The following is a 17,664-nucleotide window of genomic DNA, read 5'->3' as shown; positions in this document are numbered from 1 at the left end:
TTTTCATATTTAAAATTTAGCAAAACAATAAACACATAAGTAATGTCAAAAGTTACAGGTAAAGTTGCACAAATAGTAGGTCCGGTTATCGACGTTGAATTCGGTGCTGGCGCTGAACTTCCAAAGATTTATGATTCATTAGAAATTAAAAGACCTGATGGTTCTGTTTTAGTATTAGAGGTACAATCGCACATTGGTGAAGATACGGTACGTACTATCGCTATGGATTCTTCTGATGGTTTAAGTAGAGGAACTGAAGTTGTTGCAACTGGTGCTCCAATTCAAATGCCAATCGGTGAAGATGTTTATGGTCGTTTATTTAACGTAATTGGAGATGCTATTGATGGTATTGGAGATTTACCTAAAGCTGGAGATGCTGGATTACCAATCCACAGATCTGCTCCTAAATTCGAAGATTTATCAACGTCTACTGAAGTACTTTTTACAGGCATTAAAGTAATTGACCTTATTGAGCCTTATGCAAAAGGTGGTAAGATTGGATTATTTGGTGGTGCTGGTGTTGGTAAAACGGTATTGATTCAGGAGTTGATTAACAACATTGCAAAAGGACACGGTGGTTTATCTGTATTTGCTGGTGTTGGTGAAAGAACTCGTGAAGGTAATGACTTACTTCGTGAGATGTTAGAATCTGGTATTATCCGTTATGGTGATGACTTTATGCATTCTATGGAAGCAGGCGGATGGGATTTATCTAAAGTTGATAAATCTAAAATGAAAGAATCTAAAGCAACCTTCGTATTTGGACAGATGAATGAGCCTCCTGGAGCTCGTGCACGTGTAGCCCTTTCAGGACTAACAATAGCAGAATATTTCCGTGACGGTGCTGGAGACGGACAAGGAAAAGACGTTCTTTTCTTCGTAGATAACATCTTCCGTTTTACACAAGCTGGTTCTGAAGTATCTGCACTTTTAGGTCGTATGCCTTCTGCAGTGGGTTATCAACCTACATTAGCAACTGAAATGGGTGCTATGCAAGAGCGTATTACATCAACTAAAAAAGGATCTATTACATCGGTACAAGCGGTTTACGTACCTGCGGATGATTTAACGGACCCTGCTCCTGCAACAACATTTGCCCACTTGGATGCAACAACCGTATTATCGCGTAAAATTGCCGAGTTAGGTATTTATCCTGCGGTAGACCCATTAGATTCTACTTCTAGAATCTTAACCGCAGATATTTTAGGAAAAGAGCATTATGACTGCGCACAAAGAGTAAAGGAGTTATTACAACGTTATAAAGAATTACAAGATATCATTGCTATTCTTGGTATGGAAGAATTATCTGAAGAAGATAAGTTAGCCGTATCTCGTGCTCGTCGTGTTCAACGTTTCTTATCACAACCATTCCACGTAGCAGAACAATTTACTGGTATTCCTGGAGTGTTAGTTGATATTAAAGAAACCATTAAAGGTTTTAACATGATTATGGAAGGCGAGTTAGACCACTTACCAGAAGCAGCTTTTAACCTGAAAGGAACCATAGAAGAAGCTATTGAAGCTGGTGAAAAAATGTTGGCGGAAGCTTAATATTAGTTAACAAATAAGACTATGTATTTAGAAATTGTATCACCGGAAGCAACATTATTCAGTTCAGAAGTGGATTCTGTGCTTGTACCTGGTGTTAATGGTGAATTCGAAATGTTAAAAGATCACGCTCCTATTGTGTCGCTTTTAAAAGAAGGAACTATTAAAATTCATACACATACTCAAAGTCATTTGGTTTTCGATGAGTTACATGCTAGTATTGTTCCTCATCTTGATAATGACAAGATATTGACCTTAAAAATCAATTCAGGAACTCTTGAAATGAAAGACAATAAAGTCATTATTTTAGCTGATTAATTGCTTAAATAGTTATAAATGAAATAATTAATATGCCTTTCAATGTTGAAAGGCATATTTTTTTTCTCTATATTTATCCCGTTATCAAAATCCCAAATCTTGATTTCAATGAAAAAAATACTACTTTTTGTATTCTTAATACTTACAGCCTTGTCTTATTCTCAAGACAAATGGCAACAAATGATATTCGATAGGAATGCCAATTTTTATGAAATTCAGGCTGATTTCGAACTTTACTATAAAAACAATGTCATCAATCCCAATGAACTCCCCAAAGGCAAGGGTATAAAGCAATTTAAAAGATGGGAATATTATTGGGAAAGTCGCATTGATGAAAATGGAAATTTTCCTGCTGATGGTCATGTTATAGAAGAAATTGAGCGTTATCGAAGTCGTCATAATGAATCGCAACGCTATGCAACAGGTTCCGGAAATTGGGAGATTGTAGGCCCTGTTAGTCTCCCAAATAATGGTACTGGTCAATTAAATGGAAATGGACGCGTTAATTGCATTGCTTTTCATCCTACAGATCCAAATACTATATATGCTGGAGCGCCTTCTGGAGGCTTTTGGAAATCTACTGATAATGGTATAACCTGGACTGATCATCTTAATGGTTTGACCCGTTTAGGAGTGTCCAGTATTGTTATTGACCCAACAAATCCAGATATTATATATATAGGTACTGGTGATAGAGATGCAGGCGATGCCCCTGGCTATGGTGTTTGGCGTAGTACCGATGGTGGTAATAGTTGGACTACAAGAAATTCTGGAATGGGTAATCGTACCGTTTATGAAATAATCATGGATCCTTCTGATTCAAACATAATGGTTGCTTCAACATCTGGAAGTCGTATTTATCGGACTACTAACGGTGGTGCTAGTTGGAGTGCTGCCACTATTGGCCAAAATGCTAAGGATATAGCATTTCATCCAGGAAACTCAAATATTGTTTATGCTGCCGGAACTTTGTTTCACAAATCAACTGACGGAGGTGTAAACTGGACCCAGATTACAAGTGGTGTTCCTGGATCAGTGCAACGAATTGCTTTGGCTGTATCAGCCAATCAGCCAGACTGGGTTTATCTTTTAGCCGGTGACGGTAATGGACTTGTGGGTATTTATCGTTCGACAAATAGTGGAACATCCTTCTCAACAAGAACCACAACGCCGAATATTTTAGGATATGCTACTACTGGCGGCACTGGTAGTCAAGCATGGTATGATTTAGTAATTGCAGCCGATCCTACCGATGCCAATACCATATATACTGGTGGTGTGAACTTGTGGAAATCAACTGATGGTGGTTCCACAATGAATTGTACATCTTATTGGGTTGGGGTCAGTGGTTCCATAGATGGCGTACATGCCGATCAACATGCCTTGGAATTTTCACCACATACTAATGTGATTTATAGTGGAAATGACGGTGGTGTCTATTATTCTGTAAATGACGGAACTAATTGGACTGACATTAGCAGTGGTTTAGCCATTGCTCAAATCTATAAAATTGGCGTTTCTCAAATGTCGGAAGAATTAATTATCAATGGTTATCAAGATAATGGAACAGCCATATGTAACAGTTCTACTTTTACCACCGAAATTGGTGGTGATGGGATGGAGTGTATTATTGACCCAACAGATGATAACTATATGTATGGTGCACTCTACTATGGAGACATTAGACGTTCAACAAATGGAGGCACTTCATTTGGTAGCATCGCCAATACTATTGGAGAAACGGGTGGTTGGGTAACCCCTTACAAATTAGACCCCAACAATCCCAATAGAATGTTTGCCGGCTTTGACAATATTTGGCGAAATGATGCTGTTAGAACGGGTACAACTTGGACTCAAATTTCAAGTTTTGGTGGTACAAGCAATATTCGCGATATTGCCATTGCACCATCAAATAGCGATGTTGTTTATGTATCCCGTTACGATAACAGTTTTCGACGCTCAATTAATGCTACATCAGGTTCGCCTACCTGGACCGATTTATCTGCTAATCTGCCTGTATCGAACGAACCTTTAGATATAGAAATAGATCCAAATGATCCAACACATGTCTTTATTGCCTTAAATAATGACATTTATGAATCTACAGATGGTGGTGTCAATTGGACTAATATTGCAGGAACATTACCAAATCTGTCATTAAACACCATTGTAATTGATCAATCAAGCCCTGTTGATGCTATGTATGTAGGAATGGATGTTGGCGTATATTATAAAGATAGTAATATGTCTGACTGGGTATCTTATTCTACCGGACTAGCAAATTTAGAAATCACTGAACTAGAAATTCATTATGGCACTGATTGTAAGGGAAAAATATACGCTGCAACTTATGGACAAGGATTGTGGATTAGTGATTTAAAAGACCCTGGAAGTGTTGCTCCCGTTGCTTGTTTTAAAGCAAGTTCAACGAGTGGCTGTGTCGGGAATGAATTTATATTAACGGATAATTCGGACTACAGCCCGACGTCATGGGCCTGGACAATTACCCCAGGCACATTTTCTTATATTAATAGTACAACGTCGACCTCTCAAAATCCTGAAATAATCTTCAGTAGTGCTGGAAATTATACCATTGAATTAACGGTAACCAATGCTTATGGTTCTGATACTGAAACTAAAACAGCTTATATTAGTATTAGCAATGGCACAGTGGCTTCTAATTTTAATGAGGATTTTGAAAGCGAATCATTATGTGCCACAACCTCAAACTGTGGAACAACAGTTTGTGGTTTTTCAGGCTTTTGGACAAATTTAACTAACGGAACTGACGACGATATTGATTGGCGAATAGATGAAAATGGAACTCCTTCTGCAAATACTGGACCTTCCGTAGACTATAATCCTGGAACAAGCACAGGAAACTACGCTTATCTGGAGGCTTCAGGAACTTGTAATATTAATACTGCCATTTTAGAAAGTGATTGTATGATTATTGATCAATCTTATATCTTTTCTGTTGGCTACCACATGTATGGTGGCAGTATGGGGAGTTTGCATATTGATATTTTTGATAGTGGTTCTTGGCAAGAAGATCTTGTTACGCCTATTTCGGGTAATGTTGGGAATTCATGGAATGATATGACTGCAGATCTATCAGCTTATGTTGGTAAAACTATTAAGATAAGAGTTAGAGGAATTACGGGTAATGGTTTTGAATCTGACATGGCTATAGATGATATTAAATTTACGGCGCTTGGATGTTCTACAACAACGTGGAATGGAACTTCATGGAGTAATGGAACACCCTCATTAAGCAAAAGTGTAACTATTGATGGAAATTATGACACCAATATTCATGGAAGCTTTGAGTGCTGTACTTTACTTGTAAATTCTGGGAGAACGTTAATTATTAATGACTCTGATTATGTATCTATTGATAATGAACTAACAAATAACGGAACGGTAACTGTTGAAAACAACGGATCATTAATTCAGGTAAATGATAATGCGGTCAATACTGGAGCGATTAACTATAAGCGAACAGCCTCTATAAGACAACTTGATTACGTCTATTGGTCGTCACCAATCGAAGGTTTTGATGTTGGAGATATATCTCCCAATACGCCAACGACATTATTGTATACATGGAATCCTACTATTGTAAATTCCAACGGTGGTCAGGGTAATTGGATAAACACACCTTCCGAACTGATGACTCCCGGTAAAGGCTATATCGTTAGAGGTCCAAGTAATTATAATTCAACAGCACAAGACTTTACTGCCGAATTCCTTAATGGTAAACCTAACAATGGTGTGATAACGCTACCCATATCACGTGGCAGTTATACAGGTGCGGATTATACCGGTAATAATTCTGCCACCATTACAAGATTTGATGACAATTGGAATTTAGTTGGAAATCCATACCCATCGGCCATCAGTGCTTTAGACTTTCTAAATTTAAATAGTTCTGTAATTGAAGGTGCTGTTAGAATATGGACTCATGGAACACTCCCAAGTTCATCCAATGCCGATTCGTTTTATGGAGATTTTGCAACCAGTTATTCACCATCTGATTATATTGTTCATAATGGTACAGGAACCGTTAGTGGCCCTAATGGTTTTAATGGTTTGATTGCTGGTGGACAAGGCTTTATGGTTCTTATGAATGATGGTTCTACTTTGACTGACAATCTCACTTTTAACAACTCTCTTCGTGATATCTCTTATGCCAATAATCAGTTTTACAGAACATCACGAACAGAAGAATTGGATAGATTGTGGTTAAACTTATCGGATGAAGATGGTTTTTCTGAACGAACACTCATTGCATATCTAAATGAAGCCACTGATTTAAAGGATAGACTTTATGATGCCGTTACTAATGTGGAAGGTGGCGCTCAAAAAATATATACTTTTATTGAAGCTGATAAAATGGCCATTCAGGCGTTTGGTTTACCGTTTTCCGTTGACAATATTATACCTGTTGGTGTCAACATTCCCAATGAAGGTAATTATTATATATCCATACATGCCGCTGAAGGTTTGTTTACCAGTCAAGATGTTTATTTACACGACTTACACTTAAATACCATAAACAACATATCTGAAACACCGTATATATTCTATTCAGAGGCTGAAGAAGTCAATAACCGATTTGTACTAAAATTTAATGATGCGGCTCTGTCTTCAGAAGAATTTGAAATTATTACCAATGGAATCACCATAACTGGTAAGGATAAAATCCATATTGAATCTCAAAATGAAACCATAAAAAGTATTACTATTTATGATGTTTTAGGCAGAAAAATAACCAACGCTGAAAATATTAACAATACATCATACAAAATAGATTCCATCAATAAATCGAATAGGATTTTATTGTTAAAAATCACCTTGAGTAATGACAAGATTGTTTATAGAAAAATTCTGTTTTAGAAAAAAGCCTTCCAAATAATACTGGAAGGCTTTTTTTATACTGTTTGATTTCTTAAAATGCCTTGTACACGTTGCGCAAAGAATACTAAATACAAAAAACATACTACCGCTACCCAATAAGATGGATGAATGCCAATGACATCTGCCAACTTTCCCTGTATTGGTGGTATAATAGCTCCACCTAAAATCATCATGATTAAGAATGATGACCCTTGGGATGTATACTTTCCTAAACCTTGAATGCTCAAAGCAAAAATACAAGGCCACATAATAGAGCAGAACAAGCCACCACTAATAAAGGCGAACAACGCTAGTTTCCCGGTTGAGAATAAGCCAATCAACATAGCCAAAACACCCAGAAAACCGAATATTTTCAAAGTTAATGCCGGTTTTTCCTTGCCTAAAAAGAACCCTCCAATTTGAATAGCTATACAAACAGCAAATAAAAACAAACTACTCACATCAAAACCAGATACATAATTCACAAATAACACCACTCCAAAAGCTACATAAGGCACAATAATATATAACCATGTTTTCCACTTGTCAGCTGGATTAAAAACGGCAATAGCACCTGCCCAACGTCCTATCATAAGACCTCCCCAATACAAAGAAATTAAAGGGGCTATTTGCGAGTCGCTCATTGCTGGCATACCTAAAGCATTATAATCTAAGCCATTAATGGTTTCCGTAACATGCTTTAATAATTCCCCTAAATTACTTTGAATAGTCACTTCAACACCTACATAGGTAAAAATAGCCAGCATACCTAAAACCAATTGTGGATAGCGCATAGCACCCCAGCCTTCTTGATTTTTTTTTGCCAGTAAATTAGATAGCAACAATACCCCTACAACTACTATTAATCCTACAACGGATAATTTTAATATAAAATCATTATCGGGTGTTCCTTTATACTGATCAAAAATAAAATAAAAGCAAATCACCAATAACAAGGTCATCATACTCAAAGCGCCAACGGCTTTAGGCGATTTAATAATTTCAGGAATGGCTTTAGCTTGTGGCAATTTTTTAGAAAAGTAAAATAAGGCCGCTGCCGCCAAAAATAAGCCACCAACAGCTAAATATAAATATTGAACTGTTGACAATGTAATCGTCTGATTGGCAATCATTTCCTTTAATTCTGCTCCGGACTTTGGTGTAGACCCAAACAAAATTAATGCAATTACTATTGGACCAATGGTTGTGCCAAAAGAGTTGACACCACCAGCTAAGTTAAGACGATGGGCTCCTTTTTCTGGATCCCCCAATGCAATGGCAAAGGGATTAGCAGCTGTTTGCTGCAATGAAAATCCGAGACCAACAATAAACAGAGCACCTAGTACATAATAAAAAATGTTTGAATCACCTGGCTGCGCTCCCTCTATGGCAGGAAACATCACTACAGCTCCTAAAGCACTTAATAACAGTCCGTAAATAATGCCGTTTTTATAGCCCCAGCTGTTCATTATATCCTTTCCTTTAGTATTGGATGCTACAAAGAGGAAAAGAGCTCCAAAATAATAAGCCCCATAGAAAGCAAAGTCTACTAGTTGTGATTGGAATTGATCAATTTCAAAATAGGTTTTGCAAAATGGAATAAAAACCCCATTGGATGCGGCAATAAAGCCCCAAAAGAAAAACACTGTAACCAAAGTGTACAGTGCTTGTTTGTAGTTTTGTTGTTCAGTCATTGTAATAGTTAGTTTGATGACTGTAATATAGTATTTTTTGATTACTATTTGTTATACCTTTTTTATCACGTTGGTCACAATGCCCCAAATAACAAATTCATTGTCTTCGGTAATTTTTATAGGCTTATAATTGGCATTTTCTGGTTGTAACCAAACGCCATCTCTCTCCACACGTAATCGTTTTACAGTGAATTCACCATCCAGAAAACAAACAGCAATTTTATTGTTTTCAGGTTCTAAACTTCTATCAATAACCAATAAATCATTATCATCCAATCCAGCATCTATCATACTCTGTCCTGAAACTCGCGCATAGAACGTTGCCAGTTTATTTTTAACCAGCATCTCATCCAATGACAAACGCTCTTCTTTAAAGTCTTCAGCTGGTGAGGGAAATCCAGCCGAAATTCCTGTATCAACAAAAAGCGCTCCAGAATCTTCTAAAATTTCTGGAATGAAAAAGGTCAATTTTTGGGGTTCTTTCGTTAGCATTTTACTTTAATTATATCATTAATATTAGTTGTATATCTTGGTGACAAGCGCTCTTGACGCATTTTCCAGGTACGTGCCAAGTCTTGATTGCCTAATTTTATTTTGTCTGCATGGTATTTTTTATTGATATGGTCTATTGCATACATCAATGGTTTATGTTTAGGATTTTCATGTTCAAACATATCCAGTTGGTAATTATCCCTAGGTACAATTCCTGCGACTATAACACCAGCACGTTTGTACTTGATGCCTTCTTTAAAAATAGCAGTTACGGCTTTAACCGCTTCACTACTTATCGTCAATGACGAATCCGTTGGATAAGGCAAACTAATATATTTGCTCGCTCGATGTTGCTCTAAATCTTTTTTATGTGTATCGCTGCTCAAGGTTACAATAATCATATGGCAACAAGATTGTTGTTTTCGTAGCTTTTCAGCACAGCTGGTTGCAAAGGTTGACACGCGTTCCTTTATATAATTGATGTCGTCATAGGTATAATCAAAGCTTCTCGTTGTTGCGATCGCCCGCTTATTTTTGGGCTCATCTAAAAGTATTTTGGGAGTTCCTTCTAAATCCTTTTTTAGTTTCCATTCAGTAATGGAAAATGTTTTCCGGACCCAGTCATCTGGCAGTTGCGTAAAATCATAGGCTGTTTTACAGCCTTTTGCTTTTAGGCGCTTTGCTAGACGGTAACCAATGCCCCAAATAGCATCAATTTTAGTCCATTTTAAAGCTTTTAGGCGACTTTCTTCAGAATCTATTACATATACTCCCTTGGTTTGATCAGGGAATTTACGTGCAATCTTATTGGCCACCTTGCTTAACGCTTTCGTTGGGGCTATTCCAACACAGGTTGGAATACCTGTCCATTTTAGAATACGTTTTCGAATTTGTATGCCGTAATCCGTAAAATCACAATTGTCAAACCCCTTAAATTGCAAAAATGCTTCATCTATACTGTACACCTCAACATCCGGTGTGAATTGGTGAAGTATTCCCATAACACGTGAGCTCATATCGCCATACAAGGGATAATTAGAAGACAAAACCTGAATATTATTCACTTTGCAAAAGCCTTCCCATTTAAAAATAGGTGCGCCAAATGGTAACTCAATGGCTTTAGCCTCGTCACTCATAGAGATAACACAGCCGTCATTATTGCTTAAAATAGCAACTGGTTTCCCTTGCAAATTAGGGTTAAAAACCCGTTCACAAGAAGCATAAAAGTTATTGCAATCAACTAAAGCATACATGCGTATAAAGATAAAACAAAACGGTTTTATAAATGCTCATTTATTATATTTGATTCGTGAAAAATAAGGATGTTATAATTTCTGAAAGTCCAAGACCGTTTTGGCAACTCGCAATTGCATCCTTGTTTTTTACTTTAGCAATAGCCTTAATTGTCTTGCAGGTTTTAGAATTAAATTTAAACTATTATGCTTTCCAAAGAAGCATTAATTCTACCAAAACTATTGCCCTTTTAATATCATTTGGTGTGGGATTTAGTTCTAAAAAAACCATTCATGTTGATTTAAAAAATATGATATTCAGACCAACATTGGAGATTGGTCCATTAAAATTAGGTAAATGGATAAAAATATTGCACCCCGAATATGTTTCAGTTTTTCTAACACCTAAAGCGGATGGATTAACATCCTATGAAATTAACCTTTGGCACAATAGAAATAAGCATTTAGAACTATTTGAAAGAGACAACTATGTTGATGCATTTCGCATGGCATTTGAATTATCTGAAGAATTAGAACTGCCTTTATTAGATTCTACTGTCCCTAATAATTTCCAGTGGGTGGATAAAGAAGCTACTAAAGATTCTGGAAAAATAATTTACACGGATTAACATCCTATCTTTACACCATGAAATCATTCCCCAAAAAACTTTCAGACAAAATTCAAAAGCGTAAAACTGATAATGCTTTTAGAGAACTTTCTAATACCGATTTACTAATAGATTTTTCTTCTAATGACTATTTAGGTTTTTCAAAATCAGAGGCTATTTTCAATCAGTCGCATGATTATTTAGTTGGCCACAACATGAAACAAAACGGGTCAACGGGATCCAGATTATTATCAGGCAATCACAACTTGTATCATTTGGCTGAAACCGTATTGTGTGAATTCCACAAGTCAGAAGCAGCCTTAGTATTCAACTCGGGATATGATGCCAACATAGGGTTTTTCTCAAGTGTTCCACAACGACATGACATTATTTTATACGATGAATATATACATGCCTCTATACGCGATGGCATTAGTATAAGCCATGCTAACGCTTATAAATTTGTCCATAATGATTTAAGTGATTTGGATGCTTTATTGAAGCGTCATTCAGATACCATTTTGGATTCCAGTATTTCAATATATGTTGTTACAGAATCTGTGTTCTCTATGGATGGCGACTCGCCGGATTTGGAAACTCTGGTCCAACTCTGTACAAACTATCATGCTCATTTGGTAGTAGACGAAGCACATGCAATAGGCGTCTTTGGCAACCACGGGAAAGGACTTATTCAAGAATTGGGACTGGAGCGACAGCTATTTGCAAGAATTGTAACTTTTGGGAAAGCTTTAGGCTCTCATGGTGCCGCCATTTTGGGCAGTGAACAGCTTAAATCCTATTTGGTGAATTTTTCAAGAAGCCTGATTTATTCGACGGCACTTCCGCCACATTCTTTGGCGACTATCAATTCAGCTTACTTGGAATTGATAAAAACCGAAGAAATAAAAAAGTTACATGAGAACATCCATCATTTTAGAGCTGAATTACATAACAAATCATTAGAATTATATTTTATAAAAAGTCATTCGGCTATTCAATGTGCTATTGTTCCTGGTAATGATTTGGTCAAAAAACTTGCAAAAAAAATAAATGATAGTGGGTATAGTGTCAAACCTATTTTATCGCCTACGGTACCAAACGGACAGGAACGTTTGCGTTTTTGTATTCACAGTTTTAATTCTAAAGAAGAAATCTCGGAAGTCTTGCAGTTGTTCGCTACTTTTGTAGCATGAGTAACTATTTCATTACAGGAATATCCACCGATGTTGGAAAAACCATCGCTTCGGCTATTATAACTGAAGCTTTGGAAGCAGACTATTGGAAGCCCATTCAAGCAGGCGACTTGGATAATTGTGATACTAAAAAAGTAAGGCGATTGGTTTCCAATGCCAAATCAAAATTTCATCCGAACAGCTTTGCACTTCAAACTCCTATGAGTCCGCATGCAGCAGCTGAAATGGATGGTCTTCAAATAACATTAAAAGATATTCATATACCCAAAACCAAAAACAGTTTGGTTATTGAAGGTGCTGGTGGCTTATTAGTTCCCATTAACAATACCCAAACCATTTTAGATTTAATACAACCAGATTATAAAGTTATTGTGGTTTCCAGGCATTATCTAGGAAGTATTAACCATACGCTTTTAACACTGAATTTGTTAAAGGAAAAAGGATTTCATGTGTCCTTGCTTTATAGCGGTAATGAACATCCGACAACGGAGGCTATTATCTCTAAAATGACTGATGTGCCAGTGATTGGACGTATTGAAGAAGAACCGTATTTTGATGAAAATGTCGTGAAAGAATATGCTAAATTATTTAAACCCGAATTAGAAAAACTATGAGTTTAGCAGAACGCGACAAAAAACACCTCTGGCATCCATTAACCCAGCACAAAACACACCCTGATACTATTGCTATCACAAAAGCAGAAGGGTGCACCTTATATGATGAAGATGGAAATCAGTACATTGACGCCATTGCCTCTTGGTATACCTGTATGTATGGACATTGCAATCCGTACGTTACAACCAAGGTTTCTGAACAAATGAAACTATTGGACCAGGTGGTGTTTAGCGGATTTACCCATGAACCTGCTGTTAAACTTTCTGAAGCATTAGTTGCTATACTTCCTGAAAATCAAAATAAAATTTTCTTTAGTGATAATGGCTCAACAGCTGTTGAAATAGGTATAAAAATGGCACTGCAATATCACTTCAACAAAGGTGACAAATGTCAAACATTAGTTGCCTTTGAAAACGGATTCCATGGCGATACATTTGGTGCTATGAGCGTTTCAGGACTTTCTGTTTACAACGGCCCTTTTGAAGATTTCTTTATTGATGTTAAACGTATTCCAACTCCCAACGGACAAAACACGAAGGCTATTTTAAAATTACTAAAGAGTATACACAAAACACATTCAATTGCTGGTTTTGTTTACGAACCTTTGGTTCAAGGTGCCGCAGCCATGAAAATGCATCATGCAGAAGGGTTGAATGCGATTTTAAAATTCTGTAAAGACCATACTATTATTACAGTAGCCGATGAAGTGATGACGGGTTTCGGCAAAACCGGTAGGTTTTTTGCATCAGATTATATGGAAATTAAGCCCGATATCATGTGTTTGAGTAAAGCATTGACGGCAGGTTTATTGCCCATGGCTATTACATCTTGTTCACAAAAAATATATGATGCATTTTATAGTGATGATCTAAAGAAAGGCTTGTTTCATGGGCATACATATTCTGCAAATCCTTTAGCATGCTCGGCTGCTTTGGCAGGTATTGAATTGCTTCAATCTGACGCTATCCAAAAAAATATTCAGCGTATTATTGAATCTCACAGACGGTTTGATTCTAAAATAAAGTCACATCATAAAGTTGAGTCAACTAGACAGTTGGGAGTGATATATGCTTTGGACCTTAATATTGAAATGCCCCGGTATGGTGGTTTACGAGATAAACTCTTTCAACATTTCATGAATCATGGTGTATTTTTAAGGCCTTTAGGAAACACCATTTATATTTTGGCTCCTTATGTAATTTCAGATTCTGAACTGGAAAAAGTTTACAAAACCATTCAGGATGCATTAGAAATCCTCTAAATTTGCATCAAAATTTGTCATTTGAAAAAACCCATTTCCATTACTGGCATTTTTTCGATATCGCCTTTGGGTGAATCTCTTCACGAGAGCTGGTCTGGTTATCAAAATGATAATCATTGTTTTTCTGAAAAAGGAAAGGTATTAGTGGCCAAACTCCCAGAAGCCACAAAGGATGCTTTAAAGAAGTTACGCCAATCTGATACAAAATACAAGGCATTGGATGACACAACATTATTTGCTATTTATACTTCACGAAAAGCTATTGAGTATGCAAAATGGAAGCCTACTGACAACTATGGCATAAATATTGGATCTTCTCGTGGAGCTACACAATTATTTGAAGAACATCATGAAGCGTTTTTAAAAACTGGTAGAGCCAAACCTTTAACTTCACCCAATAGTACTTTGGGGAATATTTCTTCTTGGGTCGCTCACGATTTACAGACGAAAGGCCCTGAAATTAGTCATTCCATTACGTGTTCTTCGGCGCTTCATGCCATGTTAAATGGCATAGCATGGATACAATCGGGCATGTGCAACAAGTTTTTGGTAGGTGGCAGCGAAGCGCCATTAACCAATTTCACCATTGCCCAAATGCAAGCATTGAAAATATATAACAAAAATAAAACCTCTAAATACCCTTGTAAAGCATTGGATTTTGATAAAAAACAGAATTCAATGATTCTTGGAGAAGGTGCATCAGTAGCTTGTCTTGAGAATGATTCAGAAAAAGCATTAGCAAATATCATTGGTGTTGGTTATGCAACTGAAATTCTGGAACACAATGCGTCGTTATCAACCAATGCCGATTGCTTTCAGCGCTCCATGAAAATGGCGTTAGACACCTTAAAACCTGAAGAAATTGATGTGATTGTCACTCACACGCCAGGTACTTTAAAGGGTGACTTGTCCGAATTTAACGCCATTAAAAAAGTGTTTGATAAAAACATTCCTAGCATTACAAACAACAAATGGAAACTAGGACATACTTTGGGTGCATCAGGTATGTTAAATATCGAAATGGCAATACTGATGCTACGGCATCAAAGCTTCATTCCTGTGCCTTATTTAGAGTCTCAAAATCCAAAGCGACTTAACAAAATTATGATCAATGCTGTTGGTTTTGGAGGGAATGCTGTGACTATAATTTTAGAAAAACCTTAATTGTTGAAAAGTACTTTAAATTTGCTTTTTGTAATTTAAGTTTTAAATATTTATTGCGTTATTTTTGATTTATGAGCGATACAAAACACAATTGGACAAAAGAAGAAATATTAGACATTTACAATAAACCGTTAATGGAATTGCTTTATGATGCTGCCACAGTACATCGTAAATATCATGATCCTAACACGGTTCAAGTTTCAACGTTGTTATCCATAAAAACAGGTGGCTGTCCTGAAGATTGTGGTTATTGCCCACAAGCTGCTCGCTATCACACCAATGTAGAAGGGAATGATTTAATGTCCGTACAGCAAGTAAAGGCACAAGCATTGCGAGCCAAAGCATCAGGAAGTTCGCGGGTATGTATGGGTGCCGCATGGAGAAATGTGAAAGACGGTGCTGAATTTGATGACGTATTAGAAATGGTTCGAACCATCAATAAATTAGACATGGAAGTTTGCTGTACGCTTGGTATGTTAACCGAAAACCAGGCACAGCGATTAGCCGAAGCGGGTTTGTATGCTTACAACCATAACTTAGATTCTTCAGAAGAATACTATAAAGAAGTTATTTCTACACGTGGTTTTGAAGACCGATTGGAAACCATTGACAACGTGCGTAAAACCAATGTCACAGTATGTTCTGGTGGCATTATAGGCATGGGCGAAAAAGAAGAAGACCGAGCAGGAATGCTGGTCGCGCTCGCAACTTTAAATCCCCAGCCTGAATCTGTTCCCATTAATGCCCTAGTCGCAGTTGAAGGTACACCTCTAGAAGACCAAAAACCTGTTTCTATATGGGATATGGTTCGTATGGTTGCAACCACGCGAATAGTCATGCCAGAAACACAAGTGAGATTAAGTGCAGGTCGCACCGAAATGAGTCGCGAGGGTCAAGCCATGTGCTTCTTTGCTGGAGCAAATTCTATTTTTGCAGGTGATAAACTATTGACAACTCCAAATCCTGATGTGAATGAGGATATGGAAATGTTTAAATTGTTAGGGCTAAACCCACAAAAACCATTTATTAAGAAAATGCAGCCACAAACGGTTGAGGCTGTTGACTCTCAATTTCAATCATTGGGAGAAAAGCCAAAATGGTCAAGACCAGATCATACCATTGAACGAAATGAATCAGCTAAAGAAAAAGCCAAATCTTTAAGGTAGGTTTTATTCGCATTTGATTTTTTTAATACCAAAAACGCCTTGTCATTAAAACTTCAAGATATTCCGCGTGTAAAATCTATTGACAAATCAGATTTTATTAGGTCTTACTTAAAGCCTCAAAAACCTGTTGTTATTGAACAACTTACCAAAGAATGGCCTGCGTTTACACTATGGAATCTAGAATATATGAAAACCGTTGCTGGTAATAAAACGGTTCCACTGTATGATGATAGACCCGTAGACTATAAGGATGGCTTTAATGAAGCCCATGCCTATATGAAAATGAGCAGTTATATTGATTTACTAAAGACTGAACCGACAAAATATCGCATATTTCTTTGGAATATTTTAAAGGAAGTTCCTGAATTACAGAAAGATTATTGGTATCCTAATTTAGGGTTGAAATTTATGAAAGGGCTTCCCATGCTCTTCTTTGGAGGTAAGGACTCTCATACATTCATGCATTATGATATTGATTTAGCCAATATCTTCCATTTTCATTTTGAAGGGACAAAGGAGGTTATTCTGTTTGATCAGGAACAAAATGATTTTTTGTATAAAGTCCCCCATTCATTGATTACCCGAGAGGATATTGATTTTTCTAATCCTGATCTAAAAAAATGGCCAGGTTTAAGTAAAGCCCAGGGCTATAGGGCAAGCTTAACACATGGAGATGTGCTTTTTATGCCAGAAGGATATTGGCACTACATGAAGTATATTACGCCAGGATTTTCAATGAGTTTACGCTCTATTCCTAGAAACCCAAAACATTTGGCAAAAGCTATATATAACATTTTTATTATGAGAAATTTTGACAATTTAATGCGACGAATAAAGGGTCAAAAATGGATAGACTGGAAAAATGAACGGGCTGTTTTAAATACTCATAAACACATTTTATAATATCTTTGAAACTTAAAATTAAACATATGAAAAATATATTATTTATACTTTTAGTATTAACTGTTTCTTTTGTAAACGGTCAGGCTTTTTCAGGAAAAGGTGATCAGAAACTTCAAATAGGTGCTAATTTTCAAAATAATGCCACTGGGTTAAATATGAGCTTTGATTACGGTTTGGGTGAAAATATTTCTATTGGTATTTCATCAACCTATTCATTGGGCGTTTCAAACGACTTAAAAGACGATGTTTATATAAACAATGAAAAAGCTTTAGAGAAAGCTGGTTTTGTAGATCGGTTTGACCTAAAAGCACGTTTTAATGCCAATATAGGAAATGTATTAAAGATTGATGATAATTTCGATTTTTATCCAGGATTGAGCTTTAGTTTAAAGAATTTTGGTGGACATGTTGGTGCTCGCTATTTCTTTTCTTCTGGTTTTGGCGTATTTACCGAAGCATTGTTTCCGATAGCAAAATATAATTCGGATTCTTTAACACCTGCTGAAAAATTACATAATCAATTTTCTTTGAATGTAGGGGCCGTTTTCAATCTATAAATTCTTTAAATACT

Annotated in this window: 14 protein-coding genes; 11 read left to right on the top strand and 3 right to left on the bottom strand. The window is 36.6% G+C overall.

Annotation, left to right across the window (positions count from 1 at the left end; translation table 11 throughout):
* Positions 1–42 precede the first annotated feature (42 nt).
* The 3 genes from atpD to ACKXGU_RS09430 all read left to right on the top strand — a co-directional run bounded on the left by atpD (position 43) and on the right by ACKXGU_RS09430 (position 6,765).
* On the top strand, positions 43–1,551 hold the full coding sequence (atpD, locus tag ACKXGU_RS09440) for a F0F1 ATP synthase subunit beta (protein ID WP_463465078.1): 1,509 nt from the start codon (positions 43–45) through the stop codon (positions 1,549–1,551).
* Positions 1,552–1,572: 21 nt separating this feature from the next.
* Entirely contained in the window at positions 1,573–1,866 is a 294-nt protein-coding gene (locus ACKXGU_RS09435) for a F0F1 ATP synthase subunit delta/epsilon (RefSeq protein WP_103050796.1), read from the top strand.
* Positions 1,867–1,974: 108 nt separating this feature from the next.
* Positions 1,975–6,765: a VPS10 domain-containing protein gene (locus ACKXGU_RS09430; protein ID WP_463465077.1), complete on the top strand. Its 4,791-nt coding sequence runs from the start codon at positions 1,975–1,977 to the stop codon at positions 6,763–6,765.
* A 35-nt stretch (positions 6,766–6,800) separates the two neighbouring features.
* Here the strand turns inward: ACKXGU_RS09430 and ACKXGU_RS09425 are convergent, their stop codons facing one another.
* From ACKXGU_RS09425 to ACKXGU_RS09415, 3 genes are read right to left on the bottom strand one after another with little or no spacing between them, the layout of a single operon-like run.
* Positions 6,801–8,459: an MFS transporter gene (locus ACKXGU_RS09425; RefSeq protein ID WP_463465076.1), complete on the bottom strand. Its 1,659-nt coding sequence runs from the start codon at positions 8,457–8,459 to the stop codon at positions 6,801–6,803.
* Positions 8,460–8,510: 51 nt separating this feature from the next.
* Complete coding sequence (locus ACKXGU_RS09420) at positions 8,511–8,951, bottom strand: LexA family protein (RefSeq protein ID WP_463465075.1); 441 nt, start codon at positions 8,949–8,951, stop codon at positions 8,511–8,513.
* Positions 8,945–10,204, bottom strand: coding sequence for a Y-family DNA polymerase (locus tag ACKXGU_RS09415; RefSeq protein WP_463465074.1), 1,260 nt, complete (start codon positions 10,202–10,204; stop codon positions 8,945–8,947). The genes ACKXGU_RS09420 and ACKXGU_RS09415 overlap by 7 nt, the downstream gene beginning before the upstream one ends.
* 56 nt (positions 10,205–10,260) lie before the next feature.
* Between ACKXGU_RS09415 and ACKXGU_RS09410 the strand changes: the two genes are divergently transcribed.
* The 8 genes from ACKXGU_RS09410 to ACKXGU_RS09375 all read left to right on the top strand — a co-directional run bounded on the left by ACKXGU_RS09410 (position 10,261) and on the right by ACKXGU_RS09375 (position 17,650).
* Complete coding sequence (locus ACKXGU_RS09410; RefSeq protein WP_463465073.1) at positions 10,261–10,812, top strand: hypothetical protein; 552 nt, start codon at positions 10,261–10,263, stop codon at positions 10,810–10,812.
* 17 nt (positions 10,813–10,829) lie between these two features.
* Positions 10,830–11,984, top strand: coding sequence for an aminotransferase class I/II-fold pyridoxal phosphate-dependent enzyme (locus tag ACKXGU_RS09405; RefSeq protein ID WP_463465072.1), 1,155 nt, complete (start codon positions 10,830–10,832; stop codon positions 11,982–11,984).
* Positions 11,981–12,598, top strand: a complete 618-nt coding sequence (gene bioD / locus ACKXGU_RS09400) for a dethiobiotin synthase (protein ID WP_463465071.1) — start codon at positions 11,981–11,983, stop codon at positions 12,596–12,598. Before ACKXGU_RS09405 ends, bioD begins: the two co-directional genes overlap by 4 nt.
* A complete protein-coding gene (bioA, locus tag ACKXGU_RS09395; RefSeq protein WP_463465070.1) occupies positions 12,595–13,860 on the top strand; it encodes an adenosylmethionine--8-amino-7-oxononanoate transaminase in 1,266 nt (421 codons plus the stop codon). Before bioD ends, bioA begins: the two co-directional genes overlap by 4 nt.
* 21 nt (positions 13,861–13,881) lie before the next feature.
* Entirely contained in the window at positions 13,882–15,024 is a 1,143-nt protein-coding gene (locus ACKXGU_RS09390; protein ID WP_463465069.1) for a beta-ketoacyl synthase N-terminal-like domain-containing protein, read from the top strand.
* A 71-nt stretch (positions 15,025–15,095) separates the two neighbouring features.
* Positions 15,096–16,190 (top strand): biotin synthase BioB, encoded by a 1,095-nt coding sequence (gene bioB, locus ACKXGU_RS09385; RefSeq protein ID WP_463465068.1) that lies wholly within the window; start codon positions 15,096–15,098, stop codon positions 16,188–16,190.
* 39 nt (positions 16,191–16,229) lie between these two features.
* On the top strand, positions 16,230–17,093 hold the full coding sequence (locus tag ACKXGU_RS09380) for a cupin-like domain-containing protein (RefSeq protein WP_463465067.1): 864 nt from the start codon (positions 16,230–16,232) through the stop codon (positions 17,091–17,093).
* Between the two features lie 26 nt (positions 17,094–17,119).
* Positions 17,120–17,650 carry a DUF6646 family protein gene (locus ACKXGU_RS09375; RefSeq protein WP_463465066.1) on the top strand — a complete coding sequence of 177 codons (531 nt, stop codon included), beginning with the start codon at positions 17,120–17,122 and terminating at the stop codon, positions 17,648–17,650.
* Positions 17,651–17,664: the final 14 nt, after the last annotated feature.

The sequence above is a fragment of the Hanstruepera sp. CR43 genome, from assembly GCF_055227665.1.
This window is presented reverse-complemented; position numbering and strand designations above follow the sequence as displayed.

What these genes read in the sequence shown, in the direction of transcription:
- ACKXGU_RS09420 (WP_463465075.1), bottom strand. Translation starts at nt 8,951, where the DNA reads ATGCTAACGAAAGAACCCCAAAAATTGACCTTTTTCATTCCAGAAATT.
- ACKXGU_RS09405 (WP_463465072.1), top strand. Translation starts at nt 10,830, where the DNA reads ATGAAATCATTCCCCAAAAAACTTTCAGACAAAATTCAAAAGCGTAAA.
- bioA (WP_463465070.1), top strand. Translation starts at nt 12,595, where the DNA reads ATGAGTTTAGCAGAACGCGACAAAAAACACCTCTGGCATCCATTAACC.
- ACKXGU_RS09415 (WP_463465074.1), bottom strand. Translation starts at nt 10,204, where the DNA reads ATGTATGCTTTAGTTGATTGCAATAACTTTTATGCTTCTTGTGAACGG.
- atpD (WP_463465078.1), top strand. Translation starts at nt 43, where the DNA reads ATGTCAAAAGTTACAGGTAAAGTTGCACAAATAGTAGGTCCGGTTATC.
- ACKXGU_RS09435 (WP_103050796.1), top strand. Translation starts at nt 1,573, where the DNA reads ATGTATTTAGAAATTGTATCACCGGAAGCAACATTATTCAGTTCAGAA.
- bioD (WP_463465071.1), top strand. Translation starts at nt 11,981, where the DNA reads ATGAGTAACTATTTCATTACAGGAATATCCACCGATGTTGGAAAAACC.
- ACKXGU_RS09375 (WP_463465066.1), top strand. Translation starts at nt 17,120, where the DNA reads ATGAAAAATATATTATTTATACTTTTAGTATTAACTGTTTCTTTTGTA.
- ACKXGU_RS09430 (WP_463465077.1), top strand. Translation starts at nt 1,975, where the DNA reads ATGAAAAAAATACTACTTTTTGTATTCTTAATACTTACAGCCTTGTCT.
- ACKXGU_RS09425 (WP_463465076.1), bottom strand. Translation starts at nt 8,459, where the DNA reads ATGACTGAACAACAAAACTACAAACAAGCACTGTACACTTTGGTTACA.
- bioB (WP_463465068.1), top strand. Translation starts at nt 15,096, where the DNA reads ATGAGCGATACAAAACACAATTGGACAAAAGAAGAAATATTAGACATT.